This is a genomic window from Streptomyces sp. CNS606 (genome assembly GCF_000426325.1).
The window spans coordinates 95,154-116,932 of sequence record NZ_AUFD01000013.1 but is presented as its reverse complement, the minus strand read 5'-3'; the positions used below and the strand labels follow the sequence as shown (position 1 = coordinate 116,932).

At 70.4% G+C, this 21,779-nt stretch carries 17 protein-coding genes; 4 read left to right on the top strand and 13 right to left on the bottom strand.

All coding sequences use genetic code 11. The features are described from left to right. Positions 1-3: 3 nt before the first annotated feature. Positions 4-444 carry a VOC family protein gene (locus tag K304_RS0110985; RefSeq protein WP_078528930.1) on the bottom strand — a complete coding sequence of 147 codons (441 nt, stop codon included), beginning with the start codon at positions 442-444 and terminating at the stop codon, positions 4-6. Between the two features lie 202 nt (positions 445-646). On the opposite strand from K304_RS0110985, the gene K304_RS28450 reads away from it, so the two are divergent. Together K304_RS28450 and K304_RS28445 are read left to right on the top strand one after the other, a co-directional pair. Continuing rightward, positions 647-934, top strand: a complete 288-nt coding sequence (locus K304_RS28450; protein WP_037789985.1) for a hypothetical protein — start codon at positions 647-649, stop codon at positions 932-934. Between the two features lie 85 nt (positions 935-1,019). Then, positions 1,020-1,349, top strand: a complete 330-nt coding sequence (locus K304_RS28445) for a hypothetical protein (RefSeq protein WP_037789984.1) — start codon at positions 1,020-1,022, stop codon at positions 1,347-1,349. A gap of 63 nt (positions 1,350-1,412) precedes the next feature. Here K304_RS28445 and K304_RS0110970 read toward each other — a convergent pair whose 3' ends face one another. From K304_RS0110970 to ppdK, 7 genes are all read right to left on the bottom strand, one after another. Continuing rightward, on the bottom strand, positions 1,413-2,099 hold the full coding sequence (locus K304_RS0110970; protein WP_158687328.1) for a restriction system modified-DNA reader domain-containing protein: 687 nt from the start codon (positions 2,097-2,099) through the stop codon (positions 1,413-1,415). A gap of 792 nt (positions 2,100-2,891) precedes the next feature. Then, on the bottom strand, positions 2,892-6,047 hold the full coding sequence (locus tag K304_RS28440; protein WP_051308266.1) for an RHS repeat-associated core domain-containing protein: 3,156 nt from the start codon (positions 6,045-6,047) through the stop codon (positions 2,892-2,894). Between the two features lie 221 nt (positions 6,048-6,268). Next, positions 6,269-6,769 carry a hypothetical protein gene (locus K304_RS0110960; protein ID WP_027763784.1) on the bottom strand — a complete coding sequence of 167 codons (501 nt, stop codon included), beginning with the start codon at positions 6,767-6,769 and terminating at the stop codon, positions 6,269-6,271. Between the two features lie 652 nt (positions 6,770-7,421). After that, positions 7,422-8,417 carry an ArsA family ATPase gene (locus K304_RS0110955; protein WP_027763783.1) on the bottom strand — a complete coding sequence of 332 codons (996 nt, stop codon included), beginning with the start codon at positions 8,415-8,417 and terminating at the stop codon, positions 7,422-7,424. Beyond that, a complete protein-coding gene (locus K304_RS0110950) occupies positions 8,408-8,692 on the bottom strand; it encodes a cory-CC-star protein (protein ID WP_027763782.1) in 285 nt (94 codons plus the stop codon). The genes K304_RS0110955 and K304_RS0110950 overlap by 10 nt, the downstream gene beginning before the upstream one ends. Beyond that, positions 8,689-10,389 (bottom strand): carbon starvation CstA family protein, encoded by a 1,701-nt coding sequence (locus K304_RS0110945; protein ID WP_027763781.1) that lies wholly within the window; start codon positions 10,387-10,389, stop codon positions 8,689-8,691. The genes K304_RS0110950 and K304_RS0110945 overlap by 4 nt, the downstream gene beginning before the upstream one ends. Positions 10,390-10,891: 502 nt before the next feature. Further along, on the bottom strand, positions 10,892-13,663 hold the full coding sequence (gene ppdK / locus K304_RS0110940; RefSeq protein ID WP_486591631.1) for a pyruvate, phosphate dikinase: 2,772 nt from the start codon (positions 13,661-13,663) through the stop codon (positions 10,892-10,894). 471 nt (positions 13,664-14,134) lie between these two features. On the opposite strand from ppdK, the gene K304_RS0110935 reads away from it, so the two are divergent. Continuing rightward, positions 14,135-14,935 carry a hypothetical protein gene (locus K304_RS0110935; RefSeq protein WP_027763779.1) on the top strand — a complete coding sequence of 267 codons (801 nt, stop codon included), beginning with the start codon at positions 14,135-14,137 and terminating at the stop codon, positions 14,933-14,935. 67 nt (positions 14,936-15,002) lie between these two features. Here the strand turns inward: K304_RS0110935 and K304_RS0110930 are convergent, their stop codons facing one another. The 5 genes from K304_RS0110930 to K304_RS0110910 form a co-directional block, all read right to left on the bottom strand. Next, positions 15,003-15,914, bottom strand: a complete 912-nt coding sequence (locus tag K304_RS0110930) for a Gfo/Idh/MocA family protein (protein WP_027763778.1) — start codon at positions 15,912-15,914, stop codon at positions 15,003-15,005. 12 nt (positions 15,915-15,926) lie between these two features. Further along, positions 15,927-17,159: an ROK family protein gene (locus tag K304_RS0110925; RefSeq protein WP_027763777.1), complete on the bottom strand. Its 1,233-nt coding sequence runs from the start codon at positions 17,157-17,159 to the stop codon at positions 15,927-15,929. Between the two features lie 91 nt (positions 17,160-17,250). Then, the gene (locus tag K304_RS0110920; protein ID WP_027763776.1) at positions 17,251-18,117 is read right to left on the bottom strand and encodes a carbohydrate ABC transporter permease; all 867 of its coding nucleotides are present in this window, start codon (positions 18,115-18,117) and stop codon (positions 17,251-17,253) included. Beyond that, complete coding sequence (locus tag K304_RS0110915; RefSeq protein WP_027763775.1) at positions 18,114-19,115, bottom strand: carbohydrate ABC transporter permease; 1,002 nt, start codon at positions 19,113-19,115, stop codon at positions 18,114-18,116. Before K304_RS0110915 ends, K304_RS0110920 begins: the two co-directional genes overlap by 4 nt. A 20-nt stretch (positions 19,116-19,135) precedes the next feature. Then, complete coding sequence (locus tag K304_RS0110910) at positions 19,136-20,533, bottom strand: extracellular solute-binding protein (RefSeq protein WP_027763774.1); 1,398 nt, start codon at positions 20,531-20,533, stop codon at positions 19,136-19,138. 139 nt (positions 20,534-20,672) lie between these two features. Here K304_RS0110910 and K304_RS0110905 point away from each other — a divergent pair, with 139 nt between their 5' ends. Further along, on the top strand, positions 20,673-21,719 hold the full coding sequence (locus K304_RS0110905) for a zinc-dependent alcohol dehydrogenase (RefSeq protein ID WP_027763773.1): 1,047 nt from the start codon (positions 20,673-20,675) through the stop codon (positions 21,717-21,719). Positions 21,720-21,779 lie beyond the last annotated feature (60 nt).

The following is a 21,779-nucleotide window of genomic DNA, read 5'->3' as shown; positions in this document are numbered from 1 at the left end:
GGCTCAGCCGATCTGTTCGGCCAGGGCGACGATGATGCCTGCGGGGCCACGCAGGTAGCAGAGCCGGTACGTGTTCTCGTACTGCGCCACCTCGCCCAGGAGTTCGGCGCCGTGGGCCCGTAGGCGGGCGAGGGTGTCGTCGATGTCGTCGACGGCGAACATGACGCGGTGCAGGCCCAGCGTGTTCGGCGGAGGGTTCTCCGGCCCCGCGCCGGACAGCTCGGGGGCGAAGTACTTGGTCAACTCCAGCTTGCTGTGGCCGTCCGGGGTCCGCATCATCGCGATCTCGCTCCGGATGCCGTCGAGTCCGACGGTGCGGTCGGCGAACCGGCCCTCGATCTGTGCCCGGCCCTCCAGCTCCATGCCGAGTTCCGTGAAGAACTCGACGGCCGCGTCAAGGTCTTCGACGACGACGGCGACGTTGTCCATCCGCTGAATGCTCATGCGCCTGAGCATATGGACCGCCGCGAGGCTGCACGCTCACGCCACACGAGCGCGTGACGACAGAGAGAACGCTCGGGCACCGTCCCCGCTCCCCGATGTTTCTACACCTTGCCCGGCTGGCGCGTGGACTGTCGGCGGCCCGGTGTACGTTCCTATCGCCCTTCGCAGTTCACCATCTCTCGCACAGCAACCGAGGTATGTCATGACCAGATCCAGACTGTTCGCACTCGCCGCCCTCCTGGTCGTCATCGGCGTGGGACTCATGGTGTGGGAGCCCGAGGGGCCGGAGGCGGAGTGCGCCAAGGACCCCGGGGTGACGTCGGGCTTCGTCGACGAGGAGAAGGGCTGCCCGATATCCATCGAGAGCTACAACCGCATCCGCGAGGCGAAGTCCGGGCCGCAGTGGGACAACATCGGCGGACTGGTCCTGGTCGTGGGCGGTCTGACCGCCGGCGTCGTGGGCCTCGTACGGAAGCCGCGCAACGACTGAGGTCATCGGCGCGCCGGGGCCGAACCCGCTACCGGCGCGCCGGGCCGCACTCGCGTCGGAGTCATACGCGTATGACGATGTCTTCGTGGCAAAGACGCGCATCACCATCAGCTTGGATCACGGCCACGCCGAACGCCTCAGGCAGCACGCGGAGCGGGCCGGCATGGACGTCTCGGCATATGTCCTGCATACCGTGACACGTCAGATTGCGGAGAGTGACGCCATGGAGGAACGGTTCGCCGAGGTAGACGCGGTCATCGCCCAGGCACAGCACGCAGCGGCTGGGCTGCCCGCCGATTCTGCCCCTGGACCTGCCGCGGTACTGACCGAGCAGGAACGCCGCGAGGTCGAGGAGGCCCTCTGCCTCGTCCAGGGCCGGGACCGACACGGCCACTGTCCGGGGCACGCGACGTAAGCGCACGCGTGCCGGTGTACGACACCGGTATGTGCATCGCTCTCGCCGGCCGCAAGGCTGGTGTCAGGTCCGCTGCTGCGCTTTCAGCACCGCCGCCCAGCGTCGCCGCACCTCCAGGAGCGTGATGCGGTCGCCACTGTGGTGATCCTCGGTGTACCACCAGTTCCAGCCACGGTCGGTAGGCACCCCCTTCACGGCGCACGCCGCACTCGACACGCTGGAATACACGGTGCCGCGGTGCTCGATGGTGCCGTCGGCAAGCAGCTCGGCGGTGTACGTCTCTCCCTTATACCTGCCGGTCAACGGGCCGGGGACAAGTCGGTCGGCTGCCATCAGGTCGCGGATGGTGAGCTTTGCCTCGATCTCGGAGACCGACCGGTAGGTGGTGGGGCGTGACCGGCGCTGGACACTCCCGGTGCCTGAGGTCCGGGAACCGGCGGACCTGGCGGGCGCAGGCGAGGCTGACCGTGGAGAAGCAGCGGCCCCCTGCCGTTCGAAGGAGATGTGCAGTCGCAGTCTCGACAAGGCGCCCCGCAGCTCGGCGGGGGCCAGGTCCGGCAGCAGTGACCTCAGCAGCGCTTCCAGCTCGTGGGCGACCGGCCCGTTCGTGTCGAAAAGCCTGTGGAGACCCTCTCCCAGTTGCCTGTCGGCTCGCTCGCTCCGTCGGAGTTCCTGCAGAGTGCCCGCCCGGAGAGCGTCCTTGGCGAGAAGGAGCAGCACCTCCGCGGCGCTCTCCTCGTCATCGCTCACGCTGACCACCCGGTACAGACGGTCCTTCCCGGGCTCCGTCGCATGAGCGTCGTACCAGCGCGACCGCGTCCCGCTTGAACTCAGCGGAGTATCGCTTAGTCATGTTGCTCTTGCTCACTGCCTGGCACTGCTTCCTCCGAGACCATCGGTCCCAGTATCAGGCTGTCCAGCTCAGCAGGAGAACTTCAACAGCAGCCTTCACCACCGCATGGCACCACGCGACGAAGCTTTCCGCCGTCACCTGACGGCCGGACCCCGACCCGACGAAGGCCAGACAGGAGGAGCCGCATCACCCCTCGGGCCCGTGGAACCCGACGCCCCCGCAGCGCATGCGACGGCCCCCCGTCCGCACCGGCGAGACGAACCAGGGCAAACCACCGGATCAACTCAAACAGTCAGACCGCAGAATAATCGAGGTGAAAGCCCGAGTAGCGCCCCTACCGAGCCCCGTACGCTGTGGCTCCACGTCGAGGAGCTCCTCCTCCGTCAAGCACGCCGGTATGCCGTGGGCAGGCTTTCGACTTCGAGGCTTCATCACTTTCTCGTATTTCCACGTTGGTGAAATTTGAGGATACCCAGAAGCAAGAGCGCCAAGGTCGTCACCGCCACGCAAAACCACCAGACAACTGGGAGATCAAGCGCGTTGGGCGACGTCGCAATGAGTGCGACTGTTGAGATAGATGCGATGAGAGCGAGGACGCCTACCCAACTTTTCTCCGTCATGGACTCCTTCTTTCCACGCCCTGTTAGGTGGTGTCGGCGACAAAGTCGCCGACACCACCCTCTTGAAAATCAGCAAGCGTTGTCGTCGTAAACTCCGCATGCCACAGCCCCGACAAATGCCGCTTGAGAAACAGCCAGGCTGATTCCTCCCATGATGGTGAGAGAGGCGCCTCCAGTCGGTATCGCCGTAATCAACGCCACTGCCGCGAAGGCCGTTGCCACCGTGTCCCAAGATGTCCACAACCCAGCGGGGTCGGTGAAGTTGGTGGGATCGCCCGCGGCGTAGAGGTAGGGGTTGGTTTCCTGGCCCGAGGGGTCGGGCTGGGTGAACCGGCTGATGTGGGGGTCGTAGTAGCGGGCTCCCATCTTGTAGAGGCCCGTGGGGTCGAGGTACGCGCCGGCGTAGCGGTAGGGCTGCGGCTCCTGTTCGACGGGGGTGAAGCGGTTCTGACCGGTGGGGCTGTAGCCGTACTGATGGGTGTGGTAGCCGCCACCGTCGACCAGGCCGACGACAGAACCGACCGCGTCGGTGAGGTACCAGTACTGCTTCCCGTCCACCTTCACGGAGTTGAGTGTGCCCGAGGGCTCCCGGATGAACCGGGTGGTCTCACCGCCGGTCTGGGTGGCCGTCAGGCCGAGAGCCGTGTGCTCGAAGGTGGTGCCGCCCAGGCGGGTGCGCTCGGCGTTGGTGGTGCCGGCGTAGTCGGCGGAGTACGTGCTGCCGCCTTCCGCGAGGGAGGTGAGCTGGCCGAAGTCGGAGTATGCCTCCGCAGTGCGGGCGTTGCCGGAATCGGCCGCAGTCTCGTTGCCGGCCTTGTCGTAGGACCAGCCGGAGCCGTCGCCGTTCATGGCGGTCAGCTGTGAGGCGTGGTTGTAGGTGAAGGAGTCTCCGGCCGGGCAGTCGGAGGCGGTGCCGGACTTGCGGAGGAGGTTGCCGGCCGGCTCGAAGCACTGCAGCCAGGACGCGGTGCGCTGTCCGTCCTCGGTCTCCTCGGCGTAGGTCATGCGGCCGGCGGAGTCGTAGGTGTAGGCGAGGGCCTTGCCGGTGACGTGGTCGGTGCGCTCGCGAATCTTCGTGCCGTCCACGGTCTCGCCGTCGACGGTGTAGGAGTAGTCGTAGGCCAGGTCGACCAGCGTGTCGTTGCCGGAGGTGGCGGTGATGCGGGTGGGGCGTCCGGAGTCGTCCAGCTCCACGTCCTGGGTCACGTTGCCCGGGTAAGTGGTCTTGGTGCGCTGGTCGTTGGCGTTGTACTCGAACGTGGTCGCGGTCGGCCCGGTGAGCTTCGTCAACCGGTTCGCGGCGTCATAGGTGTAGTCGGTCTTGCCGCCGGCGTCCTGGAAGTAGTCGACGTTGCCGTTCGCGGTGTAGGCCAGCACGGTCTGGGAGCCGTCTTGGAGGGTGCGCACCGTCTCCCGGCCCAGGTCGTCGTAGGTGTATCCGGTAGTACCGGTGACGTCGGTGCGGGAGGTGCGATTGCCGTCGTGGTCCCAGGTGAAGACGACGGGGGCGCCGTTCTCCGGGTCCACCTTGGTGACGCGGTCGCGGTCGTCGTAGCTGTAAGTGAGCGTCTTCCCGCGGCCGTCGGTGACGGTCTTCGTCCGGCCCAGAGCGTCGTACGTGGAGGTCGTGTCACCCTTGGGGTCCGGGGGATCGACCTTGGTCAAGTCACCGGAGTCGTTGTAGGTGAAGTGTGTGGTCGGGGCGGACTCGCCCTCCTTGTGGGGCTGTTCGGCACTGCAGCGCTTACCGTCGAAGCCACCGCAGTCGGTTCCGTCGCCCTGGTAGGTGTAGGTGCGGGTGCCGCCCTCGGCGCCGGTGACGGCGACGGAGAGGGTGTTGCCCTTCGCGTCGTACGCGTAGTCCGTCTTCTGCCCGTCGGGGCTGGTGAGCGTGCCGGGGCGGTCGGCGCCGGCGATGGTCTGGTACTCGGTCAACGAGGCGGTGGCGCCCGTGGGCAGTTCGGCGGTGGTCAGCGCACCACGGCTGGTCCAGCCGAAGGTGGTGGCGTTCCCCGGGTCGGAACCGGTACCCATCGCGTCGGTGGCGGTCACCACGCTGTTGTCCGCGTTCCACTCCCGGCTGCGCTCGTGGCCGAGGGGGTCCTCGGTCTTACGGGTCCGCCAGCGGGTGTCGACCGTCTTCAGGGTGTGTTCCCCGCGGGGGTCGGTGATGCGCACGACGCCTTCAGCGCTGGCCCCGGACTGGGGCAGTATCCAGCGGAAGGCGGTCGTCGGGCCGGTGCCCTCGGCCTCGTCGGTGACGCGCGTGATCGAGGCGACGCGGTCGGCGTCCCAGGTGAAGGTCGTCTGCCGGCCCTCGGGGGTGGTCACCTTCGTCAGCCGGTGGGAGGCGTCGTAGCCGAACCGCGTGGTCTGCCCCGCGACGTCGGTGAACGAGGCCAGTTCGTGCCCGTTCCAGTCGTACGTTGCCTCGCGCCCAGTGTGGTCGGTCGCCTTCACCAGACGCCCGTCCTCGTGGGTGAAGGTCAGCTTGCGACCCGAGACGCCGGTCATGGTGCGGGTGAGTGCACCGTCGTAGGTGAACGTGGTCGCATTGCCGTTGCGGTCCTCGATCTTCGACACCCGCGCGTCACCACTGGTACCTGGGCGGGTGAACGTGGTCTTCTCCCCGGTACGGCGGTCGGTGAGGGTGAAGGACGTGCCGTCCTCTGCCTCGGTGAGGTCCTGCTTGTAGCCACGGGCGGGGGTGAAGCCGTCCCCGTCCCGCTCGAACACGGCGATCGTCGACGTGGGGCCCTGCACATACACGGCGTCGGGCGTCGCCTCGTCGACCAGGTAGTCCGCGCCCGTGTTCGCCGTCCACCTCGACGTGAGTCCGTTGTAGGCGTGGCCGAACTTCAGGCCGCTGCCCGGTCCCGGATCGGCGATGTCGAAGGCGGTGAGGGTGACCAGGAGGTTGCCGCTGCCCAGGTTGGCCTGCGCCGACACCGCATCGGACAACTGCGCCTGGTGGAACTCCGACCAGGGCACCTTGCCGACGCCACGCGCTCGGATGATGGACTGCTGCGCACCGGCGAGCTCGATCGGCTTCTTCGGCCCGGGAGCAGCGGTCGGCGTGCTCTGCCGCGGCTTCGTCTTTCCTGCCGGCACCTGCGGAGGGTCCACGGTGAAAACGGAATCCGCCGGCGAGGTGTCGGCGGCACGATCGGCCGCGGTGGCGGGTACCAGTGCGGCGAGGGTGGCGGTCGCTGCGGTGACCGCCACGGCAGCCAGTCGTACCCGGCGTCTGGGCCGCCGGAGGGTGGGCATGCCCACGTGCATGAGAGGTTCCCCCAAGTACGTCGCGAATGAAGTGGATCAGGACTGTGCGCTTCTCACAGGCGGCGCCCCGTCGGCGCCGCCCGCAGGCGGAGGCGCGGAGCGGGCGAGCCGTCATCGGCTCGCACCCGCCCAGCCGCGCCCGGGTCTCCGGCGGTGAGGCGGCGTCAGCAGCGCTGGGACGAACGCCCCACGTAGTCGACCGGCTCACTGGGCACGGTCAGAACGCCTTCCGCGGAGGTGCACTCGGACGCCGTGTCGGTCCCCGCGCTCCAGAACTCCTGCTCGTGCGTACCGGCGGTGGTCTGTGCGCCGACCACGTACTCCCGCTCGTAGGACCACACGCCCACCGTCAGGTCGAAGGTGATGTCCTTGTCGAGGAAGGACTTCCACACCCACACGTAGCCGTAGTTCTCGTTGCACTCCGGTGAGTAGAACTGCTTCACCGAAGCGATCTCCTCGCCCTGGCGGTAGGCGTAGGACGTCGTGCCGATCTGGTAGGCGTCCGCACACACCCCCGTCGCCTGCGCCCGGACGCTCGCCGGGTTTCCCGCCTCGGTCGCGGCCGACCCCGACGCCGGAGGCTGCTCGGGCTCCGGGCCCGAACCCGCCAGCGCGACGCCGCCGCCCATCAGGGACAGCACCGCGCCCGCGGCGACCGCGGACACGGCCCTCCCCCACGGCAGCGGCCTCCGCCGACGCGGGACCCCGGGGCCACCACCGGCGAACCCCCGCATGCTCGCGGCGCGGGCATGCCGAACAGACGTGCTCAAGGCACGTGTACGCATACGCTTCCCCCCATGGAAGTGTCAGTCGACGGCCTCCCCTGACCGCCTGACCCGCACAACATTCCACACCTCTGCACACCGCGCGCCGCATATACGGCGCCCCAGGCTCGAACGTGCGAGAACAAGCCCCGCCGGGGGACGTCCTCTGCCTGCACTGATTGCCGGGAGGCAATGGTTGCCCGGCGCCACAACGAGCACTGCAGACCGGACAGTTGGCCGAATAGGTCCCCCGGTATGTGAGGGAACGGCACATGTGCGGTGCGGCGCGCCCACCGCTGAAGCCGCCGTCGCGTCGCTGGTCCCGGCCGTCTGTCGTAGCGCCCACGCGCGCCACCGGGCGCTACGACTACCGGCATCGCCCACGCGCGAGCACCGTCGAGCACGCCAGGCGGGCCCTGCTTCCACTGCCGCTACTCCGAGGAGCGCTGGAGCGAGGCGCTGCGCGCGCAGGTGCGTCCGCATGTGGCCTGCGTGCTCGCCGAGATCGACCGGCTGAGCCCTCGGGACGCACGGCCGTAGGACACCTGCGGCCTCACGCCGAGGCGGTCCCGAGATGGTGGGCCAGGGTGGCGAGGGCTTCGGGGCCGACGAGGTCGCCCGGGAGGAGCGGGACGTCGAGGAGGGGGACGTCCGGGAGCCGGTCCCGGAGGCGGGCGAGGTGGGCGTCCTCCTGTTTCCGTCGCTGGGCGAGGAGTTCACCGGCGTCTACCGGGGAGCGGCGGTTGGCGACGAGTGCGGTCACGTCGACGCCGAGGCCGGTGAGCTTCTCCTGCACCTCCAGCGTCTCGGCGATCGGGAGGGGTTCGGCAGTCAGCACGAGCACGAAGGCCGACTGCGCCGGGTCCGTCACCACCTCGCGCAGCCGGGCGAAGCGGTCGCGGCGGCGCAGCAGGATGCGGCGCAGCTCGGCGTCGCGGTCGGGCTCCTCGTCGCCGCCGAGGCCGCGCAGCGCGGCGCCGAACCGTTCGGAGCGGTCGCGGTTGGCGAGCAGGGTCTCGGTCCAGGAGGTGAGCTGTTCGGGCAGGGCGAGCAGCCGCAGCGTGTGGCCGGAGGGGGCGGTGTCGAAGACGACCAGGTCGTAGGAGGCGTCCCCGAGTTGCACCGCCTCGGCGATCCGTTCCAGGACGGCCGACTCGTGGGTGCCGGGGGCCTGCCGGGCGAGGTCCAGGTGGCGGGCGGCGGGTGCGTGCATCCGTTCGGGGAGCAGCCGCCGCATCGTGGCGGAGACGGCGGACAGGTGCTGTGCGACCGTACGGTCCGGGTCGATCTCCAGCCCGTCCACGTGGCCCCCGGTCTCCCCCGCACCGGAGGGTTCGGCGAGGCGTACGGGCTCGTTGCCCACCGGGCGGTCCCAGAGGTGGCCGAGGTTGTGGGCGGGGTCGGTGGAGACGAGCAGCACGCGGGCGCCCGCCCGGGCACGGCCCAGGGCGAGCGCCGCGGCGACGGACGTCTTGCCGACGCCTCCCTTGCCGCCGACGAAGACGACCCGGCGCGCGGCGAGGAGGTCCGGGGCAGGGCCTAGCAGCATCCGACGTGCTCCAGGGGCGAGCGGTCCATGCCCATGCGGCGGTGCCAGGCGTGGAAGTCCTCGTAGAGGGCGGGCATCAGCTCGGCGGTGTAGTACGCCGCCGGGTCGGGCACGCCCAGGGCCTCCGCGAGGACGACCATCCGGAAGAGGTCGTCCTCCTCCCGCCGGGCGCGGGCGAAGGTACGCCGGTAGGGACCGGCGTAGAACTCCTCCAGCCCGGCCCGGAACGCGGACCAGCGGGCCCGGAACGAGGCCCGCCGGGACGTCGTCGTCACCCCTTGATCTCGGCCTTCTGCGTCGCGTCGGCGTCCAGGGCCTCCGGCGGCTCCTGGGATGCCTTGCGCATCGCGACGACCGCCTCGAAGGCGACCCATACGGCGGCGACGATGATGACGAGGTCGATGACCAGCAGCAGCCAGTCCCCGGTGTCGTAGAAGTCGCCGAGCTGCACGAGGGCTGCCCAGAACGCCATCACGAACACGAAGGCGAGCGGCACCAGCGCGGGCACCGGGTTGCGCCGCTTGCGGATCAGCATGACCGCGACGATGGACAGGGTCAGGGAGGCCAGCAGCTGGTTGCTGGTGCCGAACAGCGGCCAGATGCGGAGGCCGCCCTCGCCTCCGGCGCCCTGGCTGAAGGTGAGTCCCAGACCGACGCCGACGGCGATGAGCGTGCCGACGCCGTTGTTGATCTTCACCTTCGCGACCTCGCCGGCCTCCTGGACGACGAAGCGCAGCAGGCGCACGCCGGTGTCCATGGTGGTGGCGGCGAACAGGATCGCCATGGTGGCCAGGACCGTGGCGCTGAGCGAGACCGGCAGGCCCAGGCCGGCGTTGAGGATCGCGCCGCCGCCGTCGACGAACGCCGTGACGCCGCCCTCGCCGAAGGCGCTGTAGACGGCCTCCCAGTCGGCCAGAGTGCGGTAGCCCGCGACGGCCGCGATGATCGCGCCGAGCGCGAGCAGGCCCTCGCCGACCGCGCCGAAGTAGCCGACGAAGCGGGCGTCGGTCTCCTTGTCGAGCTGCTTGGAGCTGGTGCCGGAGGAGACCATGCCGTGGAAGCCGGAGATGGCACCGCACGCGACGGTGACGAAGAGCAGCGGCATGAGGCCCGGAGTGCCTGCGGGCACGGCGTCGTTGAGGGCCGGGGCGACGACCGTCGGGGCGCTGAGCAGCACCGAACCGAACAGGATGCCGAGGCCGACGAAGAGCTGGACGCCGTTGATGTAGTCACGCGGCTGGAGCAGCACCCACACGGGCAGCAGGGAGGCGATGCCGGCGTAGACGAAGAGCGCGAGGATCCAGAAGGTGGCCGGGGACATGCCCAGGATGGGGTCGGGCAGCTCCACCGGGACGGCGTCGCCCAGCAGGATCAGGCTGTAGAGCGCCGCGACGCCGATGACGGTGACCGGGCCGAGGCTCATCTTGTAGCGGTAGACGGCCTGGCCGACCAGCAGGGCGACCGCGACCGCGCCCCAGGCAGGGATCACGGCGGAGGGGGTGGAGATCAGCAGGTTCTTGATGACGACCGCGAAGGCCGCGACGACCATCAGGAGCAGCAGGAAGATCACGACGAGGAAGAGGTTCGCGCCCCGGGCGCCGATGTAGCGGCCGGAGAGCGCGCCGATCGAGCGGCCCTTGTTGCGCGCCGAGGCCCACAGGGCGCCGAGGTCGTGCATGCCCGCGAAGAAGACGGTGCCGAGGGTGACCCACAGGAACGCGGGGACCCAGCCCCAGATCACGGCGACGGCGGGGCCGACGATCGGCGCCGCTCCCGCGACCGAGGTGAAGTGGTGGCCCCACAGCACGAACTTGTTGGTCGGGACGTAGTCGACGCCGTCCTGCATCTCGTGCGCGGGGGTTCTGAAGGACGGGTCGAGCTTGTAGACCCGGTTGGCGAGGAACTTCGAGTACAGCAGGTATCCGCCCGCGAACATCGCGAGGCCGATCAGGAGCAGCGGCAGTGCGTTCATAGGAGATGCCCTCGGGGGTCGGGGGGACGGAGCCGAACGCCCGCGCGGCGTGTGCGCCGGGCAGGCAGACGGCGGGGGCCGGGAAGAGCGGTCCTCACCGGCGGGGGAAGGCCGGGCCGGAACGCCTCGGCGGCACAGCTCCTCCTGTGCACGCCGTGGTGGGTGCCATCACCGCGTCCGCCCTCATTGCCGGATCTGCCGGTGATGACCGAATGAAGGTTCGAGTCATTGCCCGTTCATGCTAGGGACCGAACCCGCAGATGAGGAGACCCCGGGGGCGATCGATGCGCGGTGCAACCAGCATCTCGCAATCCCTTTTGCCCTATTCGCCCTTATTGATGACACTTCATCCGGTATCTCGTCGCCCCGCGATGGCCCGGCGCGGGCATGGCGGAGGGGGCGGTGCCTTCCGCACGAGGCACCGCCCCCTCCTTCGGTCCCGGAACCGGCCGGCGTCGGTGAGGGTGAAGAGAACGCCGACGGCCCCGGAAGCGGGTTCCGGTCAGCCGCCGTCGGCGGCGGCCCGGCCCGCCTCCAGGCGGGCGACCGGGATGCGGAACGGCGAGCACGACACGTAGTCCAGTCCGGCCTCGTGGAAGAAGTGCACGGACTCCGGGTCGCCGCCGTGCTCGCCGCAGACGCCGAGCTTGAGGTCGGGGCGGGTGGCCCGCCCGGCCTCGACCGCGTTGCGGACCAGCGAGCCGACGCCGTCCTTGTCGATGGTCTCGAACGGGGAGACGCCGAAGATGCCCTTCTCCAGGTAGGCGGTGAAGAAGCTTGCCTCCACGTCGTCCCGGCTGAAACCCCACACGGTCTGCGTCAGGTCGTTGGTGCCGAAGGAGAAGAAGTCGGCGCACTCCGCGATCTGTCCGGCGGTCAGCGCGGCACGCGGCAGCTCGATCATGGTGCCGAGGGTCAGACCCAGCGAGATGCCGTAGGCGCCCTCGACCTCGGCGATGACCTCCTCCGCCTCGTCGCGGACGATCTCCAGCTCCTGAACCGTCCCGACCAGCGGGATCATGATCTCGGCGCGCGGGTCGCCCTTCGCCTGGGTCTTCCGCTCGGCGACGGCCTCCGCGATGGCGCGGACCTGCATGGTGAACAGGCCGGGGATGACCAGGCCGAGGCGGACGCCGCGCAGGCCGAGCATCGGGTTCTGCTCGTGCAGGCGGTGCACGGCCTGGAGGAGCCGCAGGTCGTTCTCGTTGTGGTCCTTGCGGGACTCGGCGAGGGCGACGCGTACGGACAGCTCGGTGATGTCCGGCAGGAACTCGTGCAGCGGCGGGTCGAGCAGCCGCACGGTCACCGGCAGGCCGTCCATGGTCTCGAACAGCTCGACGAAGTCCGCCTTCTGCAGCGGGAGCAGCGCGCCCAGGGCCTCTTCGCGCTCGTCGTCGGTGTCGGCGAGGATCAGCCGCTCGACCAGCTCGCGGCGCTCGCCGAGGAACATGTGCTCGGTGCGGCACAGGCCGATGCCCTGGGCGCCGAAGCGGCGGGCGCGGCCGGCGTCCTCGGCGTTGTCGGCGTTGGCGCGCACCCGGAGGCGGCGGACGCGGTCGGCGTACGCCATGATCCGGTGCACGGCCTTGACCAGCTCGTCGGAGTCGTCGGCGCCCGCGTGCATGCGGCCCTCGAAGTACTCCACGACCGGCGACGGCACGACGGGCACCTCGCCGAGGTACACCTTGCCGGTGGAGCCGTCGATGGAGACGACGTCGCCCTCCTCGACGACCGTCCCGGCGGCGGTGGTCAGCCGGCGGCGCTTGGTGTCGACCTCCAGCTCCTCCGCGCCGCACACGCAGGTCTTGCCCATGCCGCGGGCGACGACGGCGGCGTGCGAGGTCTTGCCGCCGCGGGACGTGAGGATGCCCTCGGCGGCGAGCATGCCGTCCAGGTCGTCGGGGTTGGTCTCGCGGCGGATGAGGATGACCTTCTCGCCGGAACGCGACCACTTGATGGCCGTGTACGAGTCGAAGACGGCCTTGCCGACGGCCGCACCCGGGGAGGCGGCGATGCCCCGGCCGATGGTGTCCAGCTCCACGTCGGAGGCGAAGCGCGGGAACATCAGCTGCGCGAGCTGCGCGCCGTTGACGCGGCGCAGCGCCTCCGCCTCGTCGATGAGGCCCTGGTCGACGAGCTGCGTGGCGATGCGGAACGCGGCGGCGGCCGTGCGCTTGCCCACGCGCGTCTGGAGCATCCAGAGCTTCCCGCGCTCGATGGTGAACTCGATGTCGCAGAGGTCGAGGTAGTGGTTCTCCAGCCGCTCCATGATGTCCAGGAGCTGGTCGTACGACGCCTTGTCGAGCTGTTCGAGGTCGGCGAGCGGCACGGTGTTGCGGATGCCGGCGACGACGTCCTCGCCCTGCGCGTTCTGGAGGTAGTCGCCGTAGATGCCCTGGTGGCCGCTGGCCGGGTCGCGGGTGAAGGCGACGCCGGTACCGGAGTCGGGGCCGAGGTTGCCGAACACCATGGAGCAGATGTTGACGGCGGTGCCGAGGTCGTGCGGGATGCGCTCCTGGCGGCGGTACAGCTTGGCGCGGTCGCCGTTCCACGAGTCGAAGACGGCCCGGACGGCGAGGTCCATCTGGTCGCGCGGGTCCTGCGGGAAGTCGCGGCCCGTCTCCTTGGCGACGATCGCCTTGAACGCGTCGACGAGGTTCCGGAGTTCGGAGGCCGGAAGGTCGACGTCGGTGCGGGCGCCGTGCGTCTTCTTCGCCTCGTCGAGGGTGTCGGAGAACAGTTCGCCGTCGATGCCGAGCACGGTCTCGCCGAACATCTGGATCAGGCGGCGGTAGGAGTCCCAGGCGAACCGCTCGTCGCCGGACTGGGAGGCGAGCCCCTGCACGGAGGCGTCGGACAGGCCGATGTTGAGGACGGTGTCCATCATGCCGGGCATGGAGAACTTGGCGCCCGAGCGGACGGACACCAGGAGGGGGTCGTCGGCCTGGCCGAGCTTCTTGCCCATCTTCTGCTCGAGCGCGTCGAGGTGGGCGCTCACCTCGTCCCGGAGCGCCGGGGGTTCGGCACCGGAGTCGAGGTAGACCTTGCACGCCTCGGTGGTGATGGTGAAGCCGGGCGGCACGGGGAGGCCGAGGTTGGTCATCTCGGCGAGGTTGGCCCCCTTGCCGCCGAGCAGGTCCTTGAGGTCCTTGTTGCCCTCGGTGAAGTCGTAGACGAGCTTCTGACCCTGCTGGGGTGGTGTGTTCACCGCGTGTTCCGACACGGGACTCGACTCCTCGCGAACGGTTGCCCTGACGGCGGGGAGCGTACCCATTTCGAAGGCACAGGAGTACGTCCATCGGTACGCCATATGGGTGTGACCACCCGTTCGCCGAGTGATCAAAAGTGACCAGCGAGTAGGAGGACCAAGAGCCTTTCTTCATGAATCAAACGCATCACTGCGGCGCGTCATGCTTCGCACACACTGGGCACGCACTCCCCACTCATTCGCATGGGCAGGCGTTCACCTTCCGAATCTAAGAACGGCAAAGTCGACATCCGCTCCTTGGAGTCTCGTTGCCCACATTTGAGCGCTCATACGAGCGCACCCCTTCTCAGAGTGGCGAGAATCACGCGGTCACGCCGACGCTGCGCCCACGATGCGGACCGTCCGTGGACCCCTGCAGGGGGAGAGTGAGCCATCGCACGCCCGGGGAGTACAACCCCGCCCTCCACCTGCCTGTCTTGCTCACGAGCACCCCCCGCGCCGCATCCGGCCCGGGCACGGACACAGGGAGAAGCACCGTTGCGCACCGCCACCATCCGCCGTACCGCCCTGACCGCCACGGCGGTCTCCTTCGCGCTTCTGGCCACCGCCTGTGGTGGCGCGGAGAAGACCGGCGAGGACGGAGAAACGAAGGGCGCCGGGGCTGCGAAGCCGGCGGCGAAGGCCCTCACGGCCACGGAGCTGGAGAAGCTGGTGGTCTCCCAGGGCGACATCAAGGGCCACGAGGTCACGGAGCTGGAGAAGAAGGATCTCTTCGACCCGGCAAGCCTGACCGTCGACAAGGCCGCGTGCGAACCCGTCGCCCAGGCGCTGTCGTTCCTGCCGACCGGTGACCCGGCGGCGACCGCCCAGCGGCTCGTCGTCCACGAGTCCGAAGCGGCGAAGAAGGGCATGCCCTCCGTGGAGGAGCTCGGGGGTATGACGCCCGAGGAGGCCGAGGAGGCGACGCTCGACTCGCTCGACCTCACCAAGACGTGGACCTCACTGTGGTCGTACGACGCCGAGGGCGCCGAGCAGGCGCTCACGGCGCTGCGGGAGGCGGGCGAGAAATGCGCCGACGGCTTCACCATGACGGTCGACGGAACCGAGCAGCGGGTCACCCAGGTCGGTGCAGAGAAGCTGTCCGTCGGTCAGGGCGCCGTCGCCTGGACGGTCGGGACGAAGCAGGACGGCACGCCCGCCGAGACCAAGGTCGCCGTCTTCCGCCAGGGCACCACACTCGCCGGTTTCTCGTCGTTCAACATCGCGGCGGTCACCCGTGGCGAGGCGTTCGACCAGCCCGCCGCCGTCATCGAAGCCCAGGCGGCCAAGCTCGGCTGACCCCGCGCCACCGGTCGGCCACCGCCGGCCACAACGCAGCCGCCGACGCCTGTGCAGCCCCTCGGCCTCAACCCGTCACGGCCTGCTCCAGGAGTTCCTGGAGGCGGAGGCCGCGGTGGGCGTCCAGCGGGGAGGGGAGGCCGGTGCGGACGGCGGCGGCGAACTCGGCGCGCAGCACCGGCCAGCACTCCTCGTGGTCCAGTTCGGCCGTGTCGTAGACCAGTTCCGGCCCCGGGCCGAGGAGTTCGACGCGGGTGCGGGCGCGCGGGAGGTTCACCGCTCCCGAGAGGGACGCCTGGCTGACGGCGCCGTTCTCGTGCGCGCAGGTCAGCTCGATCCAGCGGCGCGGGTCGCCCGTGCCGCGCACGGCGGTGATGCGGCCGACGGCCTCGTCGAGGAGGTCGAGGAGGTGCGGGCCGAGGTCGAGCAGGGCGCCGTGCTCCAGGCGCCAGGCGGTGGCCAGGTCGCCGCCGAGGAAGGCGCCGTGCAGGTAGCAGGAGCGGGCGCCGGCGACCTCGGTGCCGGCCGCGCGGCGGAGGAAGTCGCGGGTCGCCGGGTGGTACCGCTTGGTGAGGACGAGCTGCGAGACGACGCCCGCCTCGGCGACGGCCTCGGCCACGCCGCGTGCGGTGCGCAGGTCCGGGCCGAGCGGTTTCTCCAGCAGCAGGGCCTTCCCGGCGCGGGCGGCGCGCGGCGCCAGTTCGGCCTGGACGGCGGGCGGGACGGCGAAGGCCACCGCCTCGCACCTGCCGAGCAGTGCGTCGAAGCTCTCGGCGACGTCCGCCCCGTACGGCCCGGCGACCTCCCGGGCGGCCTCCGGCCGCCGTGCCCAGACGGCGGTGAGCGTGGTCTCGGGTCCGGCGGCGAGCATCCGGGCGTGCATGGCGCGCGCCCACGGCCCGGCGCCGACCAGGCCGACGCGTACGGGCTCGGGGGCGCGGGAGGCGGTGTCGGCGGTACGGGGGTGGGTGTCGGGCATGGGTTCCGTTTCCTACCGCCCCAGGTCCGCGAGCCGGGCGTCGGCGCGGTCGGGGGCGTAGAGCTGTTCGACGACCATGGCGGCGGCGCCCGCCAGCCCGGCCCGGTCGCCGAGCTGGGAGGTGACGACCTCCAGGTGGGCGGTGGTGCGCGGCATGGCGCGCTGGTAGAGGAGTTCGCGGACTCCGGTGAGGAACGGCGTCCCGGCGAGTTCGCCGGCGATCATCAGCACGCCCGGATTGAGCACCGTGACGACGGTGACCAGCACCTCGCCCACCCGGCGCCCGGCCTCCCGCGCGAGCCGTACGGCGTCGGGCTGCCCGGCGGCCAGGTGGGCGCTGACGTCGGAGCCGGAGGCGGTGGGGACGCCCGCGGTGGTGAGCCGGCCGGCGAGCGCACGTCCGCTGGCGACGGCGGCGAGGCAGCCGTAGGAGCCGCACATGCACAGCGCGTCGGTGCGGTCGTGCAGGCGGATGTGGCCGATGTCGCCGGCGCCGCCGTCGATGCCGCGGTACATCTCGCCGTCGACGACGAGTCCGGCGCCGATGCCGGTGGAGACCTTCACCAGCAGGAAGGCGGCGCAGCCGGCGTGGCCGGCGCGCTGTTCGGCGTACGCCATGAGGTTGGCGTCGTTGTCGAGGAGCACGGGCAACGGCCCGCCCGCGTCGGTGCCTTCGGGGTCGCCGACGTGTTCGGCGTACGCGCGGCGCATCCGTTCGGCGACGGGGTAGCCGTCCCAGCCGGGCATGATGGGCGGCTGGACGACGAGGCCGGAGGCGTGGTCGACCGGCCCCGGCACGGACAGCCCGATGCCGCACACGCGGGCGGACGGCACGCCCGCCTCGCCGAGCAGCGTCCCGAACCACCGGCCGAGGGTGTCGAGCACGCCGTCCGGGCCGTCCTCGATGAGCAGCGGACCGCGGTGTTCGGCCAGCGTCCGGCCGTTGAGGTCGAGGACGGCGGCGCGGGCGTTGCGCGTCTCCAGGTCGGCGGCGAGCACCACGGCGTGCGTGCCGTCGAACTCCAGGCGGGTGGACGGCCGTCCGCCCGTGGGATGCGCGGCGGTCGCTCCCCCGCTGCCGGGTGCGGCCTCCCGGATCCAGCCTGCGGCGAAGAGCTGGTCGAGCCGGTGGCCGACGGTGGAACGGGACAGTCCGGTGGTGCGCTGGAGCGCGCCACGCGTGGTGGCGGTGCCGGTGCGGATGAGCCGCAGCAGGTGACCCGCGGTCCCCTGGGTGCCGTTCATGCCTGCGTCTCCGTCAGGTGCTTCCCGTGTGCCACGTGCTTCCCGTCCTGCCTCGATCCCCGTCGTGTGCGCCGCAGCGTGCCCGCGCCCGTCAGCTCTTGTCCGCGCCGCTGGTGAGGCCCTCGGTGAGCATGCGTTCCGCTGCGAAGAACAGCAGTACCACGGGAACGGTGAGCACCACGGAACCGGCCATCAGGACGGTCTTGGAGACCTCGATGCCGTCGGAGAGGAGCTGGAGGCCGAGCGAGACCGTCCACTCCTCCGGTTCGGCGGCGAGGAAGAGCAGCGCGAACAGGAACTCGTTCCACGCGATCATGAAGATGTACAGCGCCGTCGCCATGATCGAGGGGGTCGCCAGGGGCAGTACCACGCGGCGGACGGTCTGGAGGCGGGAGCAGCCGTCGAGTGCGGCGGCCTCCTCGATGCTGGTGGGGATGGTGACGAAGTAGTTCTTCATCATGTAGATCGACACCGGCACGGTCTGCGCGATGTAGACGACGGCGAGGCCGACCAGGCTTCCCTGGAGCCCGAGTTTGGCGAACATGACGAACAGCGGCACGGCGAGCAGCGTCGCCGGGAAGAGGTACACGGCGAGGAAGAGCGCGCTGACCTGGCGGCCGCCGAAGAAGCGGAGCCGGCTGATCGCGTACGCGCCGGGCACGGCGGCGACCAGCGTGAGCAGGACGGTGCCGAGGGAGACGACCGCCGAGTTGGCGAGCATCCCGACGAAGCCCTGGCCGCCCTCGGAGGTGGGCCGGAGCACCTCCTCGTAGGTGGCGGTGGTGAACTCCTTGGCCGACACCCACAGACTGCCGGGGTCGAGCAGCAGCGAGTCGATGGACTTCACCGACAGCAGCAGCATGTAGTAGAAGGGCACGATCGTGATGACCGCGAGGAAGGCGATCACGACCCAGCGGGCGATCCCGAAGAACCGCTCCTCGAAGACTGCGCGGCTCATGCGGACTCCTCCTGCACCTTCTTGGCGAAGAACCTGAAGTAGACGCCCAGCAGGACCATGAGGATCACGGCCAGGACGAGCGCCTGGGCGGCTGCGGCGCCGACGTCGTAGCGGGCGGTGAGGAAGTCGTAGACCCGCACCGCGGCGACGTCCGTGCCGGAGCCGCCGCCGGTCAGCAGGTAGACGTCGTCGAACTTGTTGAAGCTCATGATGAAACGCAGCACGCACAGCAGGGCGATGACGGGCATCAGCTGCGGCAGCAGCACGTGGCGGAAACGCTGGGTGAGGGTGGCGCCGTCCACGGTGGCGGCCTCCTCCAGCACGTCCGGCACGGCCTGGAGCCGGGCCAGCAGGAAGAGGAACGCGAACGGGAAGTAGCGCCACGCCTCGAACGCGATGACGGTCAGCAGCGCGAGGGGGACGTCGAAGGAGAGGCCGAGCAGGTCCACCTCGTAGGAGCGGGTGGAGAGGAACGCGATGGGCTCCTCCCAGCCGAGGACCGAGGTGCCCCATTCGTTGAGGATGCCGAACTGCGGGCTGAGCGCGACCTGCCAGACGAACGTGACGGCCACGACCGGCGCGACGTACGGCAGCAGCATGGAGGCGCGCATCAGGCCGCGGCCGGGGAACGTGCGGCGCAGGGCGAGCGCGGCGACCAGGCCGAGGAGGACGGAGCCGACGGTGGCGCCCACGGTGTAGACCAGGGTGGTCCACAGGCTGGTCCAGAAGCCGGGCGAGCCGAACACGGCGTCGAAGTTCTCCAGCGTCCAGTCGCCGAAGAGGCCCATGCCCTGGATGTCGACCAGCCGGGCGTCCTGGAAGGCCAGCAGGACGGTCCACAGGATGGGCAGGATGACCACCACGAGGACGACCAGGAACGTGGGGGACACGAAGGCCAGGCCCGCACGGTTCTCCCGTGCGCGGGCGGTGCGGCGGCGGCCGGTGCTCGGCGGGGTGGGGGCGGCCGGGGGTGCGGCCTCGGGTGCTGTCGTCGTCATGGGTCGGACTTCCTCGGGGATCACTGGAGGGACTCGCGCAGCGCGGTGACTTCCTCGGCCGCCTGACGGGCGGCCTCGCGCGGCGGGATCTGGTCGCTCGCCATGGCTCCGATGGCCTGCGGCACGGGCAGTTCGCCGTTCGTGGCGCCGACGAGGAGCCCCTCGCCCTGCGTGATGCCCCAGCGGCGCATGTTGCCGACGCCCTCGGACATCCGGTCGAGCAGTTCGGAGGGGTAGACCTCTTCGAGGGGCTTCTTGCTGTCGACGCCGATCTCGCCGGCGCGCCAGGCCTGCTGGAACCTGTCCGGGTCGCTCGCGGTGCCCTCGCGGACCGGGATCTTGCCCTCGGGGGCCATCCCGAACCACTCCTCGTAGCCCTCGTCGAGCATGAAGCGGACGAACTTCCCCGACGCCTCCTTCTCAGCGGTGCGGGTCACCGCCCAGGAACTGATCTCGCCGAACTGGGCGGGCTCGGCGCCGTCCGGGCCTTCGAGCGCGGTGACCACGCCGCTGTTCTGGGCGAGGTAGCCGGGGTCCTTCTTGCACGCCGGGCAGCTCGGCAGGGCGTCCTTGCGCAACCCGGCCAGCTCGTCGAGCAGGAAGGAGGACCACATGATGATCGGCGAGCGGCCGGCGAAGTACGTGGCACGGGTGGTGTCGACGGTCTGGACGCCGTCCGCGCCGTACTCGCTCGCCAGCTCGTCGTAGGCGGCGAACGCCGTGCGGCAGGCGGGGGATTCGAGGGCGACGTCGTCGCCCTCGACGAGGCGGCAGTCGTTGGCGAGAGCGAAGCTCTCGAAGCTCTGCTGGGTGAAGAGGTCGCTGGGGTCGGTGGCCAGCGAGATGCCGGTGCCCGGGCCCTCGTCGAGTGCCTTCGCGGCGCGGCGGAGGTCGGCGTAGCTGTCGGGCACCGGGAGGCCGGCCCGCTCCAGCATGTCCTTGCGGTAGACGAGGATCTGCTGCCAGGAGTCGGACGGCACGGCGAGGCGGGTGCCGTCGTCGGAGGCGAGGCCGAGGGCGTTGTCGTTGAACGTACGCGGCCCGAGGTCGTCGACGATCTCGCCGGTCAGCCGGGTGTCGAGCAGTTCGTTGCCGTACATCTGCCAGATCTGGCCCAGCGGTACGGCGCCGATGACGTCGGGCAGGTTGCCCGCGGCCGCCGCCGACATGATGAGCTGCGGCAGCTTGCTCTCGTCGACGCCGACGAGCTTCACCTCGACGCCCGTCTTCTTCTCGAAGCGGGCGACGACCTCCCTCCCGACGGCCATCCGGGGCGGCAGGTTCTCCAGCGACCACACCGTGATCTGGTTGTCGGGCTTCGCCGACGCCGTGTCGCCGCAGCCGGCCAGCAGGCCGGTGCCCAGTGTCAGGGCGAGTGCGGCCGCGGTCGTCCTCGACCCTCGGGTCCGTATGCGCATGCCTAGTCCTTACACCACTTCCGCTTCTTCGGCACGCATCACAGCACCACTTTTGCGTTATGGCAAGACGTATCCTTAAAGTGTTCCAGACACAACGAGCCGGAACACGGCCCGAAGCCCAACCCGAAGCGGAGCGCTCGTGGAACGCGTCGTCCAGTTCACCGGTCCCCGTCAGGTCGAAGTCGCCGAACTCCCGAGCACGCCGCTGCCCCCCGGACACCTGCGGGTCCGCACCCGCTACTCCGGCATCTCCGCAGGCACCGAACTCACCGCCTACCGCGGCACGAACCCCTACCTGACCCGCACCTGGGACGCCGGGGCGCGGATCTTCCGGGACGGCGCGGCCGGCATCGAGTACCCGGTCGTCGGCTGGGGCTACTCCGAGGTCGGCGAGGTCACCGAGGTGTCCCCCGACGTCGCCGGCACACCCGGCACCCCCGCCGTCGGCGACCTGGTGTGGGGCATCTGGGGCCATCGCAGCGAGGGCGTCGTCCCCGCGGAGAAGCTGAACGGGCACACCCTCCCCGCCGGTCTCGAACCGCTGGCCGGCGCGTTCGCCCGGGTCGGCGCCATCGCCTACAACGCGGTGCTGGCCTCCGACATCCACGTCGGCGAGGACGTCGCGGTGTTCGGGCAGGGCGTCATCGGCCTGCTCACCACGCGCCTCGCCCAGCTCAACGGCGCCCGCGTCACCGCCGTCGACGCCCTCGACGGCCGCCTGGAGTGGGCCGCACGGTACGGCGCCGCGCTCACCCTCAACGCCCGCACGGACGACGTCGCCGAACGGGTCCGGGAGGCCACCGGAGGGCTCGGCGCGGACGTCGCCATCGAGATCAGCGGCGCCTACCCGGCCCTGCACGAGGCGCTCCGCGCGGTCACCGTCGGAGGCCGCGTCGTCGCCTCCGGCTTCTACCAGGGCGACGGCACCGGGCTGCGGCTCGGCGACGAGTTCCACCACAACCGGGTCCAGCTGGTCTGCTCGCAGATCGGCGGCGTGCCGCAGCAGCTCGCCGGCCGCTGGACCGTCGAACGGCTGCAGCAGACCTTCCTGCGACTCGTCGCCGAGGGGCGGGTCGACGTGGAGTCCCTGGTCAGCCACGTGGTGCCGGTCGCCGACGCCGCCGAGGCGTACGTCCTGCTGGACGAACGGCCGCAGGACGCGCTGCAGACCGTCCTCGAGTTCTGACCCTCCCCCTCTCCACGCCACGCCGCACGTCTCCACGCCACGCCGCACGGAACCCTCCGG